At 73.5% G+C, this 17,145-nt stretch carries 14 protein-coding genes (1 of these 14 running past the window's edge); 4 read left to right on the forward strand and 10 right to left on the reverse strand.

Annotated features, from left to right (window positions below):
* The 7 genes from ahcY to OHA30_RS11860 form a co-directional block, all read right to left on the reverse strand.
* Positions 1–865, reverse strand: the 5' portion of a protein-coding gene (gene ahcY / locus OHA30_RS11830; RefSeq protein WP_328913776.1) for an adenosylhomocysteinase. The gene continues 587 nt to the left of window position 1, outside the view; only the first 865 of its 1,452 coding nucleotides appear in the window; it begins with the start codon at positions 863–865; the stop codon falls past the left edge of the window.
* A gap of 231 nt (positions 866–1,096) precedes the next feature.
* Positions 1,097–2,056 (reverse strand): cation diffusion facilitator family transporter, encoded by a 960-nt coding sequence (locus OHA30_RS11835; protein ID WP_328913777.1) that lies wholly within the window; start codon positions 2,054–2,056, stop codon positions 1,097–1,099.
* Between the two features lie 96 nt (positions 2,057–2,152).
* Positions 2,153–3,355 (reverse strand): mannose-6-phosphate isomerase, class I, encoded by a 1,203-nt coding sequence (gene manA, locus OHA30_RS11840; protein WP_328913778.1) that lies wholly within the window; start codon positions 3,353–3,355, stop codon positions 2,153–2,155.
* A 5-nt stretch (positions 3,356–3,360) separates the two neighbouring features.
* Complete coding sequence (locus OHA30_RS11845; protein ID WP_328917832.1) at positions 3,361–4,491, reverse strand: SIS domain-containing protein; 1,131 nt, start codon at positions 4,489–4,491, stop codon at positions 3,361–3,363.
* A 54-nt stretch (positions 4,492–4,545) separates the two neighbouring features.
* On the reverse strand, positions 4,546–4,725 hold the full coding sequence (locus OHA30_RS11850) for a Trm112 family protein (RefSeq protein ID WP_328913779.1): 180 nt from the start codon (positions 4,723–4,725) through the stop codon (positions 4,546–4,548).
* Positions 4,726–4,867: 142 nt separating this feature from the next.
* Positions 4,868–6,226: a phosphomannomutase/phosphoglucomutase gene (locus tag OHA30_RS11855; protein ID WP_328913780.1), complete on the reverse strand. Its 1,359-nt coding sequence runs from the start codon at positions 6,224–6,226 to the stop codon at positions 4,868–4,870.
* A gap of 216 nt (positions 6,227–6,442) precedes the next feature.
* Positions 6,443–6,817 carry a DUF3499 domain-containing protein gene (locus OHA30_RS11860; protein WP_328913781.1) on the reverse strand — a complete coding sequence of 125 codons (375 nt, stop codon included), beginning with the start codon at positions 6,815–6,817 and terminating at the stop codon, positions 6,443–6,445.
* Between the two features lie 344 nt (positions 6,818–7,161).
* On the opposite strand from OHA30_RS11860, the gene OHA30_RS11865 reads away from it, so the two are divergent.
* Positions 7,162–7,614 (forward strand): metallopeptidase family protein, encoded by a 453-nt coding sequence (locus OHA30_RS11865; protein WP_328913782.1) that lies wholly within the window; start codon positions 7,162–7,164, stop codon positions 7,612–7,614.
* Between the two features lie 99 nt (positions 7,615–7,713).
* Here the strand turns inward: OHA30_RS11865 and OHA30_RS11870 are convergent, their stop codons facing one another.
* The 3 genes from OHA30_RS11870 to OHA30_RS11880 all read right to left on the reverse strand — a co-directional run bounded on the left by OHA30_RS11870 (position 7,714) and on the right by OHA30_RS11880 (position 13,498).
* Entirely contained in the window at positions 7,714–9,177 is a 1,464-nt protein-coding gene (locus OHA30_RS11870) for a DUF5719 family protein (RefSeq protein WP_328913783.1), read from the reverse strand.
* Positions 9,174–13,013, reverse strand: coding sequence for a glycosyltransferase (locus OHA30_RS11875; RefSeq protein ID WP_328913784.1), 3,840 nt, complete (start codon positions 13,011–13,013; stop codon positions 9,174–9,176). Before OHA30_RS11875 ends, OHA30_RS11870 begins: the two co-directional genes overlap by 4 nt.
* Before the next feature lie 221 nt (positions 13,014–13,234).
* Positions 13,235–13,498: a WhiB family transcriptional regulator gene (locus tag OHA30_RS11880; protein ID WP_031519519.1), complete on the reverse strand. Its 264-nt coding sequence runs from the start codon at positions 13,496–13,498 to the stop codon at positions 13,235–13,237.
* 670 nt (positions 13,499–14,168) lie between these two features.
* Here OHA30_RS11880 and OHA30_RS11885 point away from each other — a divergent pair.
* From OHA30_RS11885 to OHA30_RS11895, 3 genes are read left to right on the forward strand one after another with little or no spacing between them, the layout of a single operon-like run.
* Positions 14,169–14,771 carry a cysteine dioxygenase gene (locus tag OHA30_RS11885; RefSeq protein WP_328913785.1) on the forward strand — a complete coding sequence of 201 codons (603 nt, stop codon included), beginning with the start codon at positions 14,169–14,171 and terminating at the stop codon, positions 14,769–14,771.
* A 39-nt stretch (positions 14,772–14,810) separates the two neighbouring features.
* Entirely contained in the window at positions 14,811–15,767 is a 957-nt protein-coding gene (gene cofD, locus OHA30_RS11890; protein ID WP_328913786.1) for a 2-phospho-L-lactate transferase, read from the forward strand.
* Positions 15,764–17,095, forward strand: coding sequence for a coenzyme F420-0:L-glutamate ligase (locus OHA30_RS11895; protein ID WP_328913787.1), 1,332 nt, complete (start codon positions 15,764–15,766; stop codon positions 17,093–17,095). The genes cofD and OHA30_RS11895 overlap by 4 nt, the downstream gene beginning before the upstream one ends.
* Positions 17,096–17,145 lie beyond the last annotated feature (50 nt).

Below are 17,145 nucleotides of genomic sequence, written 5' to 3' on the forward strand. Positions count from 1 at the left end.
CGCGGGCGCCCTGGCCCCGGAGGGACTCGGCGCAGCCCTTGCCGACGTCGCCGTAGCCGCAGACGACGGCGACCTTGCCGCCGATGAGGACATCGGTGGCGCGGTTGATGCCGTCGATGAGGGAGTGCCGGCAGCCGTACTTGTTGTCGAACTTCGACTTGGTCACCGCGTCGTTGACGTTGATCGCCGGGAAGAGCAGGGTGCCTTCCTGCTGCATCTCGTAGAGGCGGTGGACGCCCGTGGTGGTCTCCTCGGTGACCCCGCGGACCTCGGAGGCGAGCCGGGTCCACTTCTGCGGGGTCTCGGCGAGGGTGCGGTTGAGCAGCTGGAGGACGAACTGCTCCTCCTCGCTCTCCGCGGTGGACGGGTCCGGGGCTGCGCCCGCCTTCTCGTACTCGACGCCCTTGTGGACCAGGAGGGTGGCGTCGCCGCCGTCGTCCAGGATCATGTTGGGGCCGCCGGTGGGGGTGTTCGGCCAGGTCAGGGCCTGCTCCGTACACCACCAGTACTCTTCGAGCGTCTCGCCCTTCCAGGCGAAGACGGGGACGCCCTTGGGGTTGTCGACGGTCCCGTGGGGGCCGACGGCGATGGCCGCGGCGGCGTGGTCCTGGGTCGAGAAGATGTTGCAGGAAGCCCAGCGGACCTCGGCTCCGAGGGCGACCAGGGTCTCGATGAGCACCGCGGTCTGCACGGTCATGTGCAGGGAGCCGGTGACGCGGGCGCCGGCCAGCGGCTGCGCGGCGCCGTACTCGGCGCGGAGGGCCATCAGGCCGGGCATCTCGTGCTCGGCGAGGGTGATCTCCTTGCGGCCGAAAACGGCCAGCGAGAGGTCCGCGACCTTGAAGTCGTTGACGGTGGTGGTCATACGGGCTGCTCCTCGGTGGGATCGAGGCGGAAAGGGACATGGCGCGGCCGGGGCAAGGCGTGGAGCGGCACGTCGTGCGGACGCACCTCTTCCCCTGCGGCAGCGCAATCCGTCGGAGGCCCTCTCTCCCTCGGCCGGTCGTTGTGGAGCGACCGCCCGACCGCCATCAGCAGCGACGTCTGGCTGAAAACGAATCTACACCGATCGGCGTGCGAGCCTCAGGGCGCCCGGTCAGCGGCCACCGGGAGTCTGGGCGGGGTCGGGGCCCGCGGCGGCGGCGGCCTCGCTGTAAATGTCCGGTTCGAGGTAGATCACCCGGGCGAACGGCTCGGCGGCCCGGATGCGCTCCTCGGCGGCGTCGATGGCGGCCGCGACCTCGGTGGCGGTGTCGTCGTGGCGGACGGCGATCTTGGCCGCGACGAGCAGTTCCTCGGGGCCGAGGTGGAGAGTGCGCATGTGGATGATGCCGGTGACGGTGTCGCCGTCCACGACCGCGGAGCGAATCCGGGCGAGGGATTCGGGGCCGGCGCCTTCGCCGATGAGCAGGGACTTGGTCTCGGCGGCGAGCACGAGCGCGATGCAGATGAGCAGGGTGCCGATGCAGAGGGTGCCGATTCCGTCCCAGACACCGTCGCCGGTGGCGAGCGCGATCCCGACGCCCGCCAGGGCCAGGGCAAGGCCGATGAGGGCGCCGAAGTCCTCCAGCAGCACGACGGGGAGTTCGGGGGCCTTGGCCCGGCGGATGAACTCGGTCCAGGACATCGTGCCGCGGGTGTGGTTGGACTCCTTGATGGCGGTACGGAAGGAGGAGCCCTCCGCCACGATCGCGAAGATGAGGACGCCGACCGGCCAGTACCAGTGCTCGACGGCGTGCGGGTGGCGGACCTTTTCGTAGCCCTCGTACAGCGCGAACATGCCGCCGACGGAGAACAGGACGATCGAGACGAGGAAGGCGTAGATGTAGCGTTCCCGGCCGTAGCCGAACGGGTGTTCCTCGTTGGCGGCCTGCTTGGCCTTCTTGCCGCCGAGGAGCAGCAGCGCCTGGTTGCCGGAGTCCGCGAGGGAGTGCACGCCCTCGGCGAGCATCGACGAGGAGCCGCTGAAGGCGAATGCCACGAACTTGGACGCGGCGATGGCGAGGTTGGCGCTCAGCGCCGCCACGATCGCCCTGGTTCCGCCTGTCGCGCTCATAGGTGCTGGGTGTCCCTTCGATCGGCCCGGGCCTTTGCCTCGTCTTTACGGACGTGGCGGACGGACATTCTCGCAGCCCCGTGTTGTGCCGCCTCGTCAGGCCGCCACAGTGGCACGGAAGACGGTGCCCTCGCCGGTGAGTTCGGTGCTTTCGCCCGCGGGAAGGTAGGCGGATTCGCCGCTGGTGAGGGTGAGGGCGGTGTCGTCCGCGGTGCGCACCCGGGCCTCGCCGTCGACGCACAGCAGGATCTGCGGGGTGCCTCGGTCGAGGACGCGGGCGTCGGCGCCGGGGGCGAGCACGTAGCGGGACAGCCGGAATTCGTCGATGGGGGCGGCGTAGATCTCCTCGCCGTCGGCGGCGGCCTCGGGGCGGAGCACCCCGGGGTCCCCGGCTTCGAAGCGGACGACGCGCAACAGCTCGGGGACGTCGATGTGCTTGGGCGTGAGGCCGCAGCGGAGCACGTTGTCGGAGTTGGCCATGATCTCGACGCCCAGCCCGTCGAGGTAGGCGTGCGGGACGCCGGCCCCCAGGTAGAGGGCTTCCCCAGGCTGAAGGCGCACATGGTTGAGGAGCATCGCGGCGATGACACCTCGGTCGCCGGGGAAGCTGTGGGCGGCCTTGGCGTAGGCGGCGTAGTCGGCGGAGTACGGGGTGCCGGGGGAGGCGGCAAGCCGGGCGGCGGCCTCCGTGGCGTCGTGCACGGTGCCGGCCATCGCCCCGGGGTCCGCGCCGAGCACGGCGGCGAGCACTTCCCGCAGGGCCCGGTCCTCGGGGTGGGCGCGCAGGATGTCGGCGTAGGGGGCGAGGGCGTGGACGCCGAGGCCGTCGAGGAGGTCGGCGGCCTCGGTGGGACGGCGGAAGCCGCACAGGCCGTCGAACGGGGAGAGCGCCACGAGCATCTCGGGCTTGTGGTTGGCGTCCTTGTAGTTGCGGTGAGGGGCGTCGAGCGGGACGCCGCGGGCCTCTTCGTCGGCGAAGCCCTCCCTGGCCTGGGCGAGGTCGGGGTGGACCTGCACGGACAGGGGCGCGCCCGCGGCGAGCACCTTGAGCAGGAAGGGCAGCCGGGGACCGAAGCGCTTGACGGTGGCCTCGCCGAGTTCGGCGGCCGGGTCGGCGTCGATCACGGCGTCGAGGGGAACCGGGCCCGCGCCTCGGTCGACGCGGGAGGGGGCACCGGGGTGGGCGCCCATCCACAGCTCGGCCTGGGGTTCACCGGTGGGCGCCTGGCCCAGCAGTTCGGGGATGGCGGTGGTGGAGCCCCAGGCGTAGGGGCGGACGGTGTTGATGAGGCGGTTCATGCCGATCATGCTCTCTCGGTCGAGGCGACGGCCAGGTATGCGGCGGCGAAGTCGGTGAGGGCGACAAGTTCGGCGGCGACGTCGAGCGGCGTGCCGCCGGAAGCGGTGAGTTCGCTGAGCGGGGTGCCGTGGGCGTACGCCTGTTCGCGGGCCGCCGGTGCGGCCGAGCCCGGCTGGTCGGGCGCCTCCTGGAGCAGCACGATGCGCAGCCGCAGCCCTTGGGACTCCTCGACCCGGTCCCGGAAGAAGTCGTCGGGATCGGCGGCGCGGGCGTGTACACCGGCCTGGAGGGGGCCGTGGGCGATCAGGGCGGCGGGCAGGTCGGCGCTGAGGGCGGGGCGGCCGGCCCGGGTGGCGAGGACGTTCACGAAGCGACGGCCCACGGCGGCCGCGATCCGGCCCTGGCTCCACAGCAGCGGCAGGCAGTCGTCCAGTTCGGCCGCGAGCGTCTTGGCGGGGTTGGAGTACGTGGCGATCGCGGGCCCGCAGCGGGTGGCGACCTCGTCGAGCCGGTCGGCGACGCCGCGCAGCGCGGTGGGCGGTGCGGCGAACAGGCCGATGCGGTCGCCGAGGGCGAGCAGCGGGGTGATCAGGGCCCAGAAGGCGCCGGTGTCGGCGGCGGGTGTGTCGTCGCCGTGCCCGTTGCCGCCGGGGGCGGCGAAGGGCAGCGCCATGCCGCGGACCTGTTCCACGGCCTCGGCCAGTGGCGCCTTGGCGGCGGTGACGGCGGCCGCGGTGCAGCCCCTGCGGTACGCCTGCTCCACGAGGTCGGTCAGACCCTGCTCTGTGCCCTGCGGGCTGAGCAGGAGCAGCAGGTCGAGCGGTCCTGCCCAGCCGGGCAGCGTCCAGCGGGACTGCTGCGGGGTGGGCCCTGCGGGGTGCAGCAGCTCCACCGGGCAGTTGCCGGAGCCGAGGGCCGCCAGCAGATCGGCGACCGCGGCGGCCTCGGGACCGCTGCCGGCGACGAGGAGGGCGCGTGGGCGGCCGTCCGGGCGCAGTTCGGTGACCCCGGCCTCCTCCGCGAGCCGCAGTGCGGTGCGTACCCGGGCGCCCGCGGAGGCGACCGCGCGCAGCAGCCCGTGGACGTCGGCGCGGGCCAGCGCGTCGGGGTCCTCCAGCAGCGACTCGTCGAACAACACGACCTCCCGGTCGGATGCGGCGCGAATACCGCGTGGTCGTAGGGCTCCTGGTCAGGAGGGGCGGCGGGCCTCGTCGACGAGAAGTACGGGGATGTCGTCACGGACCGGGTAGGCGAGGCCGCAGGTGTCGGAGGCGCACACCAGCTCGTTGGCCTCGGCGTCCTCGCCCAGCGGCGCGTGACAGGCCGGGCAGGCGAGGATCTCCAGCAGGCTGGGTTCGACGAGCGGCATGGCGGTGTCCTCCGGAGGTGTGCGGCGGGCGTGGGCGGCCGGGCGGGCCGGTGACCGGGTGCCGGTGACCGGGTAAGGCGGGCGGCGAGCCGCCCGCTGGACCAGTGGCGTCCTCCCCGTGTCCTCAGCCTATCGCCGAGGCTCACCCACGGACGATCCCGAGCACCTGGTCACGGAGTCGGCCGACGGTGGCGGCGTCGCGGGCCTCGACGTTCAGCCGGAGCAGGGGCTCGGTGTTGGAGGCGCGCAGGTTGAACCACCAGTCGGCCGCGCTGACGGTGAGCCCGTCCAGCTCGTCGAAGGTCACGCCCTCCGTGCCGGTGAAGGCGGCGCGTACGTCGGCGGTGCGTCCCGCCTGGTCGTCGACGGTGCTGTTGATCTCGCCCGAGGAGGCGTAGCGGTCGTACTCGGCGACCAGCGCGGACAGCGGGCCGTCCTGGGCGCCGAGCGCGGCCAGCAGGTGGAGGGCGGCGAGCATGCCGGTGTCGGCGTTCCAGAAGTCGCGGAAGTAGTAGTGCGCGGAGTGCTCGCCGCCGAAGACGGCACCCGAGGAGGCCATCTCCTGCTTGATGAAGGAGTGCCCGACCCGGGTGCGGACGGCGATGCCGCCGTGCTCGGCCACGACCTCGGGCACCGACCAGGAGGTGATCAGGTTGTGGATGATCACGGCGCCGGGGTGCTTGGCCAGTTCGCGGGCGGCGACCAGCGCGGTGACCGCGGACGGCGACACGGGCTCGCCGCGCTCGTCGACGGCGAAACATCGGTCGGCGTCACCGTCGAAGGCCAGCCCGAGGTCGGCGCCGGTCTCGCGGACCCGGGCCTGGAGGTCGACGAGGTTCTTCGGGTCGAGGGGGTTGGCCTCGTGGTTCGGGAAGGTGCCGTCGAGTTCGAAGTACATCCGCACCAGGTCGACGGGCAGGCCGTCGAGGACGGTGGGGACGGTGTGGCCGCCCATGCCGTTGCCCGCGTCCACGACGACCTTCAGCGGCCGGATGCCGGACAGGTCGACCAGGGACCGCAGAAAGCCGGCGTAGTCGCCGAGCACGTCGCGCTCGGCGATCGCGCCGGGGGTGCCGGTGCCCGCGGGCCGCCCGGAGTCGAGCCACTTCTCGGCGAGCGCGCGGATGTCGGCGAGCCCGGTGTCCTGTCCGACGGGCGCGGCGCCCGCGCGGCACATCTTGATGCCGTTGTACTGCGCCGGGTTGTGGCTGGCGGTGAACATCGCGCCGGGCAGGCCCAGCCGCCCGCTGGCGAAGTACAGCTCGTCGGTCGAGCACAGGCCGATCAGGGTGACGTCCGCGCCCAGGGACGCGGCGCCGCGCGCGAAGGCGCGGGACAGACCGGGCGAGGAGGGCCGCATGTCGTGGCCGACGACGATCGCGTCGGCGCCGGTGACCGTGGCGAAGGCCGCCCCGAAGATCTCGGCGAGCGGCTCGTCCCACTGGTCGGGGACGACACCGCGCACATCGTAGGCCTTGACGATCTGCGACAAATCGGCCACTGCACACCTCTGTTGACCCGGTTCGGACGTGTTCGGACGCCGCCGCGCCGCCTGGGGGGCGGCACGGTCCCGCACAACCTATCCCGAGGGGTGCGCACATCACGCCGAGGAGAACCGGGCGTCGCGCCGCGACCGTGTCCGGGCCCACGATTCCGCCCGGCCGACGCCTGGGGCCTACCCGACTGCACCGCCCACTGAGGCGCGGACTCGCGCCCGCTACGACTCCGGCGAGCGCAGCACCCGCAGATGTCCGCGCCGGGCGACCTCCAGCGGGTCGATGTCCCGCGCGCCAGGCCGCCCGCCCCGGTTGCGCTCCTGGGGCCTGGCGGCTTCCCGAACAGCGTTGGCCAAGGCTTCGAGGTCATCACCGCTCGGACGCACCGGCCCGGTGTCCGTCGCCAGCCGTACGACCTCCCAGCCGCGCGGCGCGGTCAGCCGCTCGGAGTGCTCGGAGCACAGGTCGTAGCAGTGCGGTTCTGCGTAGGTGGCGAGAGGGCCGAGGACGGCCGTGGAATCCGCGTAGACGTACGTCAGCGTCGCGACGGCGGGACGGCCGCAAGCGGTGCGCGAACAGCGACGTACAGGGCTCACGACGTTGGACGGTACCGCACTCTTGAGCGGGCCGCGACGACTCTCCGCCGACTCACCCGCTCGTGTCGCCGGACACCGACCGGAATCAACCGATCCGCCCGCACCGCCCTGACCTGCGGTGACTGGGAAGGCATCGGGTGGGTATACCGAAGGTAAGGCAGCGGGCGTGGTCGGCCCCGGCCGCGAGTCCGGTCGCCAGGTGGCGGATAACCATCACTTCTGTGGCCTGATGCGGTCCCACGGCCCGCGCGCGGCGGAGAGAAGGAGGCGGTGTTCGCTCGTTCGGCGACTAAGGACGGGATCTTCTGCTGTGCGCACCCCCTGCGAGGACTAGGCTCACGCTGATGGACAGCTCGGCTCCGCCTCCTCCGCCTCCTTCCGCACCACGGCCGCGTCACCGCGACCGTCATGGGCGCGGGATGCGCGGGCCCATCGCGCCTCCGCAGGTGCCGCTGGCGCTGAGCCGGGCCGACGCCTTCGACGACCTGGTGCGCGACGCGGCCGACCGACTGGAACGGCGCTGGCCGCAGCTCGCCGATGTGGAGTTCGCCGTCCAGGAGGTGCCGTGGCCGCAGGACGGCCAGGCGACGGAGGGCGAACCCGTGCCGCTCGGCCGGCTGATCGGCGCGGCCAAGGACCGGCCGAGCCGGATCGTGGTCTACCGGCGCCCGGTGGAGATCCGCGCCAAGAGCCGCGACGAGCGCGCGCTGCTCGTCCACGAGATCGTGGTCGAGCAGGTCGCCGAGCTGCTGGGCCTGTCCCCGGAGAACGTCGACCCGAAGTACGGCGAGGACTGACCCCGCAGGACGCCGGACACCGCATGCCGTCCGGGTCCCGGGAGTCGGCCGACTCACCGGCCGCCGCCCCCGCCCGGGCGGAACCGTCCGCCCCGACCCCTACCGGTTGAGGATCCGCAGGTCGGAAGCCGCCTGCGGCACCTCCACCAGGGCGTGGTCGTCCGGCATCGGCTGGATGGTGAACATCGGCACCCCGCCCTGCGGCAGCGCCAGCATCCGGGAGGCGTAGAGCGTGCCGCCGGAGAGCCGTTCGACGGTCACCGCGTACGAGCCCTTGAGACCGGCCGGCTGCGGCGGAGTCAGGGCCTGGGTGGAGCCCGCCTTGACGGTCACCGTCTGGGTCGCGGGTGTGCCGCCGGAGGAGCCCGCCGACGAGGTGATCCGCACGCTGACGTCACCGCCCATGGCGGTCAGTGAGAGCGTCGAGTTCTTCCCCCGGTTGTCGGCCACCGTCGACCGCGTGTCGATCCGGGCGGTCGCGGGCAGGAACGCCAGCTCCTTGTTCGCGCCCTTGCCGCGGGTGACGCGCAGGGCGGCGACCACCGGCACACCGGGGTGCGCGTCGCTCGACCCGATGATCAGCGAGCCCGCTTCCCCCTTGGTGAGGTCGCCCAGGTCCGCGGCGGCCGTCATCCCGCTCTTGACGTGCAGCGTCTCGTGCCCGGCCGGGGTGATCGTCCCGGTGGGCGTGGCCAGTTTGAGGGTCAGGTCGGCGTCGTCGGAGCCGGTCGCGTACGCCACCAGCCGTACGTCGGTGGCGTCGGCCGGGATGCCCGGCAGCACCAGGCCGGTGGCGGGTTCCGCGGCGGCCGGCAGCCAGTCCGTGCCGTTGTTGGTCTCGGTGACCTGGACGGCGGCGCCGACCCGGCCGCTGCGGACGACGACGTGCACCGTCAGGTCCGGGTTCTTGTCCACGACCAGCGTGGACAGCAGCACGGGCTTCGAACTCCCGCCCGGCACCGTGATGCCGTCGCCGGTCGACGCCTTGAGCAGCCCGTCCTTGCCGTACAGCTCGACGTCGACCACGGCGGGCGTCTCGTCGGGGTTGACCAGGTGCAGATAGTCCTGGCGGCCGCCCGCGGTGCTCGCGCCCGGGAACCAGAACTCGCTGTCCGGCGTGACGCACGAGGCGCCCAGCAGCCCGCGCCCGGTGCCGGCGTCCACGACCGTGGACTGCTGCACGGTCCAGCCGGGGGCGAGTACGCCGTCCGCCGTGCCGATGAGCGCGGGCGCGCCGGTCTTGCCCGTCGTGGCGGTGACGGGCTTGCCGGTCGCCGTCAGGGGCGTGAGCGCCTTGGGCTTGGCCGTGGCGGGCACCAGCCGGGCGCTGCCGCCGGCGCCCCCGCCGGAGGTCGACTGCGGGGTGAAGGACGTGTACGTGGTCGTGGCGAAGTCCGACGGCGAGGGCTCGGGGCACAGCAGGGTGCTGCGCTGCACCGGCAGCCGGACGGCCGATCCGGTGGGGACCGCGGCCGAGTCGTTCCCGCCGGACAGCGAGGCGGCCCCGGTCAGCACGGCGAGCACGACGACGCCGCCGGCCAGGGAGAGGGTGCTGCGGTTCACTGGTGGTCGCTCCCGTCGCGGCGCTGGTCGCCTTCTGCGTAGTACGTGGCCGGGTCGGCGTACTCGCCCGGGTCGCCGTACGCCTGCTCGCCGTACTGCTGCTGCCCTTCGTAGCCGGGCCCGGCGCCGTACACGGGCTGCTCACCGGGGCCGCTCTGGCCGCCGCCCTGCGCGTAGGGGTCGTAGCCGGGCTGCTGGGGCACATAGCCGTAGGCGTCGCCGTAGCCCTGGGTCTGCTCGTATCCGGCCGTCTCCGCCGGGTACTGCTGCCCGTCCCACTGCTGGGCCTGGTCGCCCTGGGCATAGCCCGGGTCCTGGTAGCCGGGCTCCTGGTAACCGGCCTCCTGGTACTCGGGGGCCTGGTACCCGTAGCCGTTCTCGCCGTTGCCCGCCGGGGGCGCGTACGGGTCGTAGCCGCCGCTCTCCGCCGGGTCGTACGGGACCTGCTCGTACACCGCGTCGCGCTGCTGCGGGACCGGCGCCGCGTCCTGAGCCGCGTCTGCCTCCGATTCGGCGGAGGTCTCGGCTTCCGCCTCCATCTCGGCGGCGGCCTGCAGCCGGCGGGCCCTCCGGCCCTCGCCCGGGGCCTGCGCGGGGATCTCCGCGGCGGCCGGGGCCTCCGCCTCCGGCAGGTCGTCGTCGATCTCGCGGCGGCGGCCCGGGAGGGCGAGGACGATCACGACGAGCAGCAGGAAGCCCTGGGCGCCCAGCCAGCCGATGTGCGTGACCGGTTCCTCGAAGGTGACGTCGAGCCGGCCGCCGTTCGCGGGCGTCTCGAAGCCCTGCGCCCAGCCGTCGATCGTGACCGGGGTGAGCGGCTTGCCGTCGAGGGTGGCGTGCCAGCCGGGGTCGGCGGAGTCGGCGAGCCGCAGCACGCGTCCCGCGGGCCCCGCGGGCACCTTGGTGTGCGCCTCGATCCGGCCGGAGGCCACGCCCACGGGCTCGGCGCCCTTGCTGGTGAGGGTCATCCGGGAGACGAGCGCGTCGACCCGCCACAGGGAGCTGCCGTCGGCCTGGCTGACCCGGGACAGGCCCGGGGTGCTGTCCAGGACGCGGCCGAAGGAGCGGGGGGAGCCCTTCTGCGCGAGTACGTAGCGGACGGCGTATCCGGCCAGGCGGCTGCCCTGGTCGGCGCCCGAACCGGCGACCAGGTTGGCCACCACGGTGTCCAGGGCGCGGTCGCGCGGCGCCTCGGCCGCGAGTTCCGCGTCGCCGAGGCGGGCGCCGGAGCCGCGGACCAGGGAGTACGTGACCCGGCCCGCGGTGCCGTCGAGGACCAGGGTGCGCGGCTGGTCGCCGGTGGTGGTCTCCTCGGCGATGAAGGCGGGCACCTGCTGCGGGTCGCGGCGCTTGATCGGACCGTCGGCGCCGTCCACCACCCAGGTGAAGGCGGCGAGCAGCGGGGCGGCGACCGCGGCGACCGCGATCAGGCCCGCGACGGGCTGCCGCCAGCCGAATCCGCTGGCGGCGATCCGCTCGTTGGCGCCCTCGGCGCCGATCGCGGCGGCGGCCAGCAGCGCGAGGCCGTAGACGAGGGTGGCCGGGCCCGCCCAGTCCTTGCCGTTCTGCACGACGGCGAAGAGCAGACCGGTCGCGGCGGCCGCCCAGGCGGCGGCGATGGCCTTGCGGCGCGAGTCGCGCATCAGGGCGGCGAGCGCGGCCAGCACCACACCGGTCAGCAGCAGCCCGCCGGACGCCTTGGGGCCGCCCGGGCCGAGCAGCAGCAGGTCGATCCCGGAGGCGCTCTTGGTGCCGTAGGGCAGCCCGGCCTCGTTGAACATCCGGCCGGGGTGCCCGAGCAGGGTCAGTGACCAGGGCGCGAGCAGCACCATCGGGGTGACGAGCACCGCGGCGAAGCGCAGCAGGTGCGGTACGAGCAGTTGTCGCTGTCCGCGCACCACCCGCCAGGCCAGCACGCCCGCGGCGAGCACCAGCGCGATCGGCCAGGTGACCGGGGTGAACGCGGTGGTGAAGGTGAGCATCAGGGCGAGCGCCCAGGTGGCGCGCCAGCCGGGCCGCGCGCCGCGTTCGACGGCGGAGTCGGCGAGCTGGAGGCCGGCCGCGGCGGCGGCCGCGCGGGCCATCAGCGGCAGCAGGATGGCCAGCACCGCCGTGCCCAGCCGCCCGGCGGCCAGTGCCCCGGTGACGGCGGGCAGGAAGGCGTACGCGACCGACGCCCAGGCGCGCAGCAGCCGGGACTCGACCAGCGGGCGGGACGCGAAGTAGGCGGTGACGCCGGCCAGCGGCACCGAGGCGACCAGGAAGAGGGTGAGGGTGAGCCCGGTCGAGCCGAAGAGCACGGTGGAGAAGATCGCCAGGACGGCGAGGTAGGGCGGCGCCACCTGGGTGCCGCCGGTGCCGAGCGCGTGCCAGGAGCCGGCGAAGGTGCCCCACAGGTCGGAGGCGCCGGGGTCGGCGGGCAGCAGGGCGCCGCCGGCCAGCGCGCCGCCGCCGAGCAGGGCGCGGCAGGCGGCGAGCGAGAAGACCAGCAGCACGGCGAAGAGCACCGGGCCGGGCTTGCGGGCGACGCGCTTGAGGCGCGCGAACTGCTCGACTTCGAGGAAGTCGCCGTCCTCGTCGCCGGGGCCGGACTCGACGCCGCCGCCGTGCCGTCCGGCGGCCGCGGTGGCGGCGTCAGCGCGGCCGGAGAAGTTGTTGACGACCTGGTCGGCGGTGGCGCGTACGGTCGCGCCCGGGGGCGGGAAGAGCGGGCGCAGCTCCGAGGGGGGCACGACGGCGTGGGAGCGGGCGCGGCGGGCGCCGAGCAGCCGTCCGGGCCGCAGCAGCACCGCGAGCAGGCCGACGATCTCGTCGACGGCCTGGACCGGCACCTTTCCGACCAGGTAGGCCAGGGTGCGCAGCAGGGTGCCGACGACGATCCGCAGCGCCACGTAGGGCAGCATCGGGCCGCGGGTGTTGGCGAGCAGGGTGTAGACGGCGCCGGACTTGTCGACGCGGTGCGGGTTGACCGCGGAGCGGCCCGCACAGTCCACCGGGCGGCGCTCGCGGGAGGCGGCCTCGGCGTGCCGCAGTACGGCGTCGGGGGCGACGAGCACGGTGTGTCCGGCGGCCTGGGCGCGCCAGCAGAAGTCGACGTCGTCGCGCATCAGGGGCAGCCGGCGGTCGAAGCCGCCCAGTTCCTCCCAGATGTCGCGGCGGACCAGCATGCCCGCGGAGGAGACCGAGAGCACCGGGCGCACCTGGTCGTGCTGGCCCTGGTCCTGCTCGCGGCGTTCGAGGCCGGTCCAGCGGCGGCCGCTGCGGGCGATGGTGACGCCGACTTCGAGCAGTTGCCTGTGGTCGTACCAGCTGCGGAGTTTGGGACCGATGATCGCGGCTGATGGTGACGAGTCGGCGGTTCGCAGCAAGGCGGCGAGGGCGCCGGGGTCGGGTTCGCAGTCGTCGTGCAGCAGCCAGAGCCACTGGACGGGCTCGCCGTGCGGCTGCTCGGGCTCGTCGTAGGCGTCGTCGTTCCAGGTGCGGCTGGCGGGGTCCCAGCCGCTGCGGCGGGCCAGATACGGCAGTTGCTCGGCGGTGAGCGGCGCGGCGACCCGGGCGGCCTCCTCGACGGCGGCGCCGAAGCCGGTACGGCGGGCGAGGTGCAGCACGCGCTTGTCGCCGAGGGCTTCGGCGAGCAGGCGGGCGGAGTCGTCGGCGCTGCCGGTGTCGGCGGCGACGACGTCCTGAACCGGACGGTCCTGGCCGAGCAGCCCGGAGAGGGCCTTGGGCAGCCAGCGCGCGCCGTCGTGCGCGACCAGCACGGCGGTGACGACATGGCGCGGGAACTCAGGGATGCCGGCCGGAAAGTAGGCCGGTGCTGGGCTGTTCACGGACATCGAGGTTCTGGCCCCGGTTCGCTGGACTGCGGTGGACGCGTGAGCCCGCGCTGTGGCGGGTACGCATCTCGGACGGGCCCCCACACTAACGGCTCAAACCGCAGCCTCCGTCCGGGTGCGGGAACAACGGCAGCCCGCCTGCCGTGCCGGTGGGCACGGAAGACGGGCTGGGCGCGTGGGGTCGTGGACGTGCGCGGAGGCCTCAGATCCGGAGCGGAATCTCAGACGACGCCCTTCTTCAGACGGCGGCGCTCCCGCTCGGACAGGCCGCCCCAGATGCCGAAGCGCTCGTCGTTGGCGAGGGCGTACTCCAGGCAGTCGGAGCGGACTTCGCAGGCGAGGCAGACCTTCTTCGCCTCACGCGTGGACCCGCCCTTTTCGGGGAAGAACGACTCGGGGTCGGTCTGCGCACACAGCGCGCGCTCCTGCCAGCCGAGTTCCTCGTCGGCCTCTTCGGCCAGCAGCAACTGGAACTGCTCGGTCATGCGCGCCCCTGTCTGTCGTGCTTCCCCGTGTTGTGCCTGCCGTCACCATGTCCGGCTGAACGACACGAGTGAAATTACAAGTGTGCCGATCCGGGCCAGTCAAGCCGAGATCTGCTATTGGGCCCGTTATTCACTCCGCTGAACCAAGGAGTGACAGATAGTGTTGATATCGGCCCATAAGACCGCATCCGTCGACCACGGTCCCGCCGGACCACGTTCACATCTCGTCAGACGTCACGGCGGCGGGCCGCGTTCCGCCCGCTCGACCGAAGCGTTGTGGATCACATTTCGATCACGGGAGTACAACGTCACACCGGGCGGCGTGTTCTCCCAGACCGGAAACCGATCTGCATCGGATCTGCACGGATGCCGCACCACTTATCCGCAGACTTCCATGCACAAACCTTTCGAGAAAGGAGGTTGCCGGATCAGGTGAAACTTGAGCGACATACCGGACATCAAGTTGACAAACAACCGCTCCGACCGGTCTCCTTGACCGCATGCCCGCAGAGCGCCCTTCGCATGTCAGGACTCGTCGCCCCGAGTTCTGCTGCGTCGCGCTCGCGCAGAGCTGTTGTTGTTCCTGTCGTTGCCGCTGAGCCCACGCCGATGGACCGCGTCCGGTCCCGGCATCGCCCGCTTCACGCGCATCTTCGAGGAACTCCTCCCCATGTACTCCGACGTCTCCATCGCCGGTGACCCGCTCGCCCTGCCCCATCTGCTCCCCCCGGTGCCGCAACACCCCGGCACCGTCGCGGAGTTCGCCGGCCTCGCCCGCTCCCTCGCCGCCGACCGCGCGCACTGGGCTCCCCTGGTGCGCTACGACGCCACCACCCGCTGGTACGCGCGCCTGCGGACCGGCCCCGGCTACGAGGTGTGGCTGCTGAGCTGGCTGCCCGGGCAGAGCAGCGGGCTGCACGACCACGGCCGCTCCTCCGGCGTGCTCACCGTCCTCGACGGCACCCTGCGCGAACGCGCCCTCACCGCCCGCGGCGAGGCCGGCCGCACCCTGGCGGCGGGACACCAGCGCGTCTTCGCCCCCGGCTATGTCCACGAGGTCGTCAACGACTCGCTGGAGCCCGCCGTCAGCCTGCACATCTACTTCCCGGGCCTGACCGAGATGACGCCGTACGCCTGCCTGCCCACGGGCCACGCGGCCGACGGAGCCGCGCCGCACCGGCGCACGGCGGCGGACCGGCCGGCGGTAACGGCGGGCGGCCGTACGGCGGGCGGCCCGGCGGACCTCCCCGCGGCGGCCCCCGCCGGGACATAGCGGCCCGGCCCGCCGCGGCGGGCTGACAGACTGGTGCGCATGCGAATCGTGGTTCTGGCCGGAGGTATCGGAGGAGCGCGCTTCCTGCGCGGCCTCAAGGCAGCGGCGCCGGAGGCGGACATCACCGTCGTCGGCAACACCGGAGACGACATCCATCTGTTCGGGCTGAAGGTCTGTCCCGACCTCGACACCGTGATGTACACCCTCGGCGGCGGCATCCACGAGGAGCAGGGCTGGGGCCGCGCCGACGAGACCTTCGCCGTGAAGGACGAACTGGCCGCGTACGGCGTCGGCCCGGAGTGGTTCGGCCTCGGCGACCGGGACTTCGCCACCCACATCGTCCGTACCCAGATGCTCGGCGCCGGCTATCCGCTGAGCGCCGTCACCGAGGCGCTGTGCGCCCGCTGGAAGCCCGGGGTGCGGCTGATCCCGATGTCCGACGACCGGATCGAGACACATGTCCTGGTCGACCTCGACGGCGAGCGCAAGGCCGTGCACTTCCAGGAGTACTGGGTACGGCTGCGGGCCGCGGTGCCGGCGCACGCCGTCGTGCCGGTCGGCGCGGAGGGCGCCAAGCCCGCGCCCGGCGTGCTCGAAGCCATCGCCGCCGCCGATGTGATCGTCTTCCCGCCGTCCAACCCGGTGGTCAGCATCGGCACCATCCTCGCCGTGCCCGGTATCCGCGAGGGCATCGCCGAGGCCGGGGTGCCGGTCGTCGGTCTCTCCCCGGTCATCGGCGGCGCGCCCGTGCGCGGCATGGCCGACAAGGTGCTGGCCGCGGTCGGCGTGGAGTCCACCGCCGCGGCCGTCGCCGCGCACTACGGCAGCGGGCTGCTCGACGGCTGGCTGGTCGACACCGTGGACGCGGCCGCCGTCGACGAGGTCGAGTCCGCCGGCATCCGCTGCCGTGCCGTACCGCTGCTGATGGACAGCGCGGACGCCACCGCCGAGATGGCCCGGCAGGCGCTGACGCTCGCCGAGGAGGTACGGGCATGAGCCCGGCGGCCGCCACCGGTTCCGCGCCGCGCTACGAGGTCTTCGGGGTGACCGGGATCGGGGAGGTCCAGCCGGGCGAGGACCTCGCCAAGCTGATCGCCGCGACCGGCGTCGCACTCGCCGACGGGGACGTCCTGCTGGTCACCTCCAAGATCGTCAGCAAGGCCGAGGGCCGGATCCTGCGGGCCGACGACCGCGAGGCCGCGATAGACGCCGAGGCGGTACGGCTCGTGGCGCGCCGGGGGCCGACCCGGATCGTGGAGACCCGGCACGGCTTCGTGATGGCCGCGGCGGGCGTCGACACGTCCAACACCGCCCCCGGCACCGTACTGCTGCTGCCCGAGGACCCCGACGCCTCGGCCCGGCGCATCCGCGAGGGCCTGGCCGACACCCTGGGCGTGCGGGTCGGCGTCCTGGTCACCGACACCTTCGGGCGGCCCTGGCGCTCCGGCCTCACGGACGTGGCGATCGGCGCCTCCGGGGTACGGGTGCTCTACGACCTGCGCGGCGGGCGGGACGCGTACGGCAATCCGCTGAGTGTGACCGTCACCGCCACGGCGGACGAACTGGCCGCGGCGGGGGATCTCGTCAAGGGCAAGGCGTCGGGCGTGCCCGTGGCGGTCGTCCGAGGGCTGCCCGGCGCGGTCCTCCCGGAGCCCGCGGCCGACGACCCGGGCGCCCGGCCGCTGGTACGGCGGGCCGCCGACGACATGTTCCGGCTCGGCACGTCCGAGGCCGTACGGGAGGCGGTGTCGCTGCGGCGTACGGTCCGTGAGTTCACCGACGACCCGGTCGACCCGGCGGCGGTACGGCGGGCGGTCGCGCTCGCGGTCACCGCGCCCGCGCCGCACCACACCACGCCGTGGCGGTTCGTGCTGCTGGAGTCGGCGGAGGTACGGGGCCGGCTGCTCGACGCCATGCGGGACGCCTGGGCGGCGGACCTGCGGCGGGACGGCTTCTCCGAGGAGAGCGTCGCGAAGCGGCTGCGGCGGGGGGACGTGCTGCGGCGCGCGCCCTACCTGGTGGTGCCGTGTCTGGTCGCCGAGGGCGCGCACGCCTACCCGGACGCGCGGCGGGCCGCCGCCGAGCGGGAGATGTTCGTGGTCGCGGCCGGGGCGGGCGTGCAGAACTTCCTGGTCGCGCTGGCCGGGGAGCAGTTGGGGTCGGCGTGGGTGTCGTCCACGATGTTCTGCCGGGACGTGGTGCGCGAGGTGCTCGACCTGCCGGACGACTGGGACCCGATGGGGGCGGTGGCCATCGGCCGGTCCCGCGCGGTGCCGGCGGCCCGCGTCGACCGCCCGGTCGACGCCTTCCTGACCGTCCGCTGACCGGCGCGGGGCCGGGTCGGCCGGCCCCGCGACCGGCCTGGGCCTTGTGG

Origin of the sequence: Streptomyces sp. NBC_00223, assembly GCF_036199905.1 — a bacterium.
Lineage (GTDB): Bacteria > Actinomycetota > Actinomycetes > Streptomycetales > Streptomycetaceae > Actinacidiphila.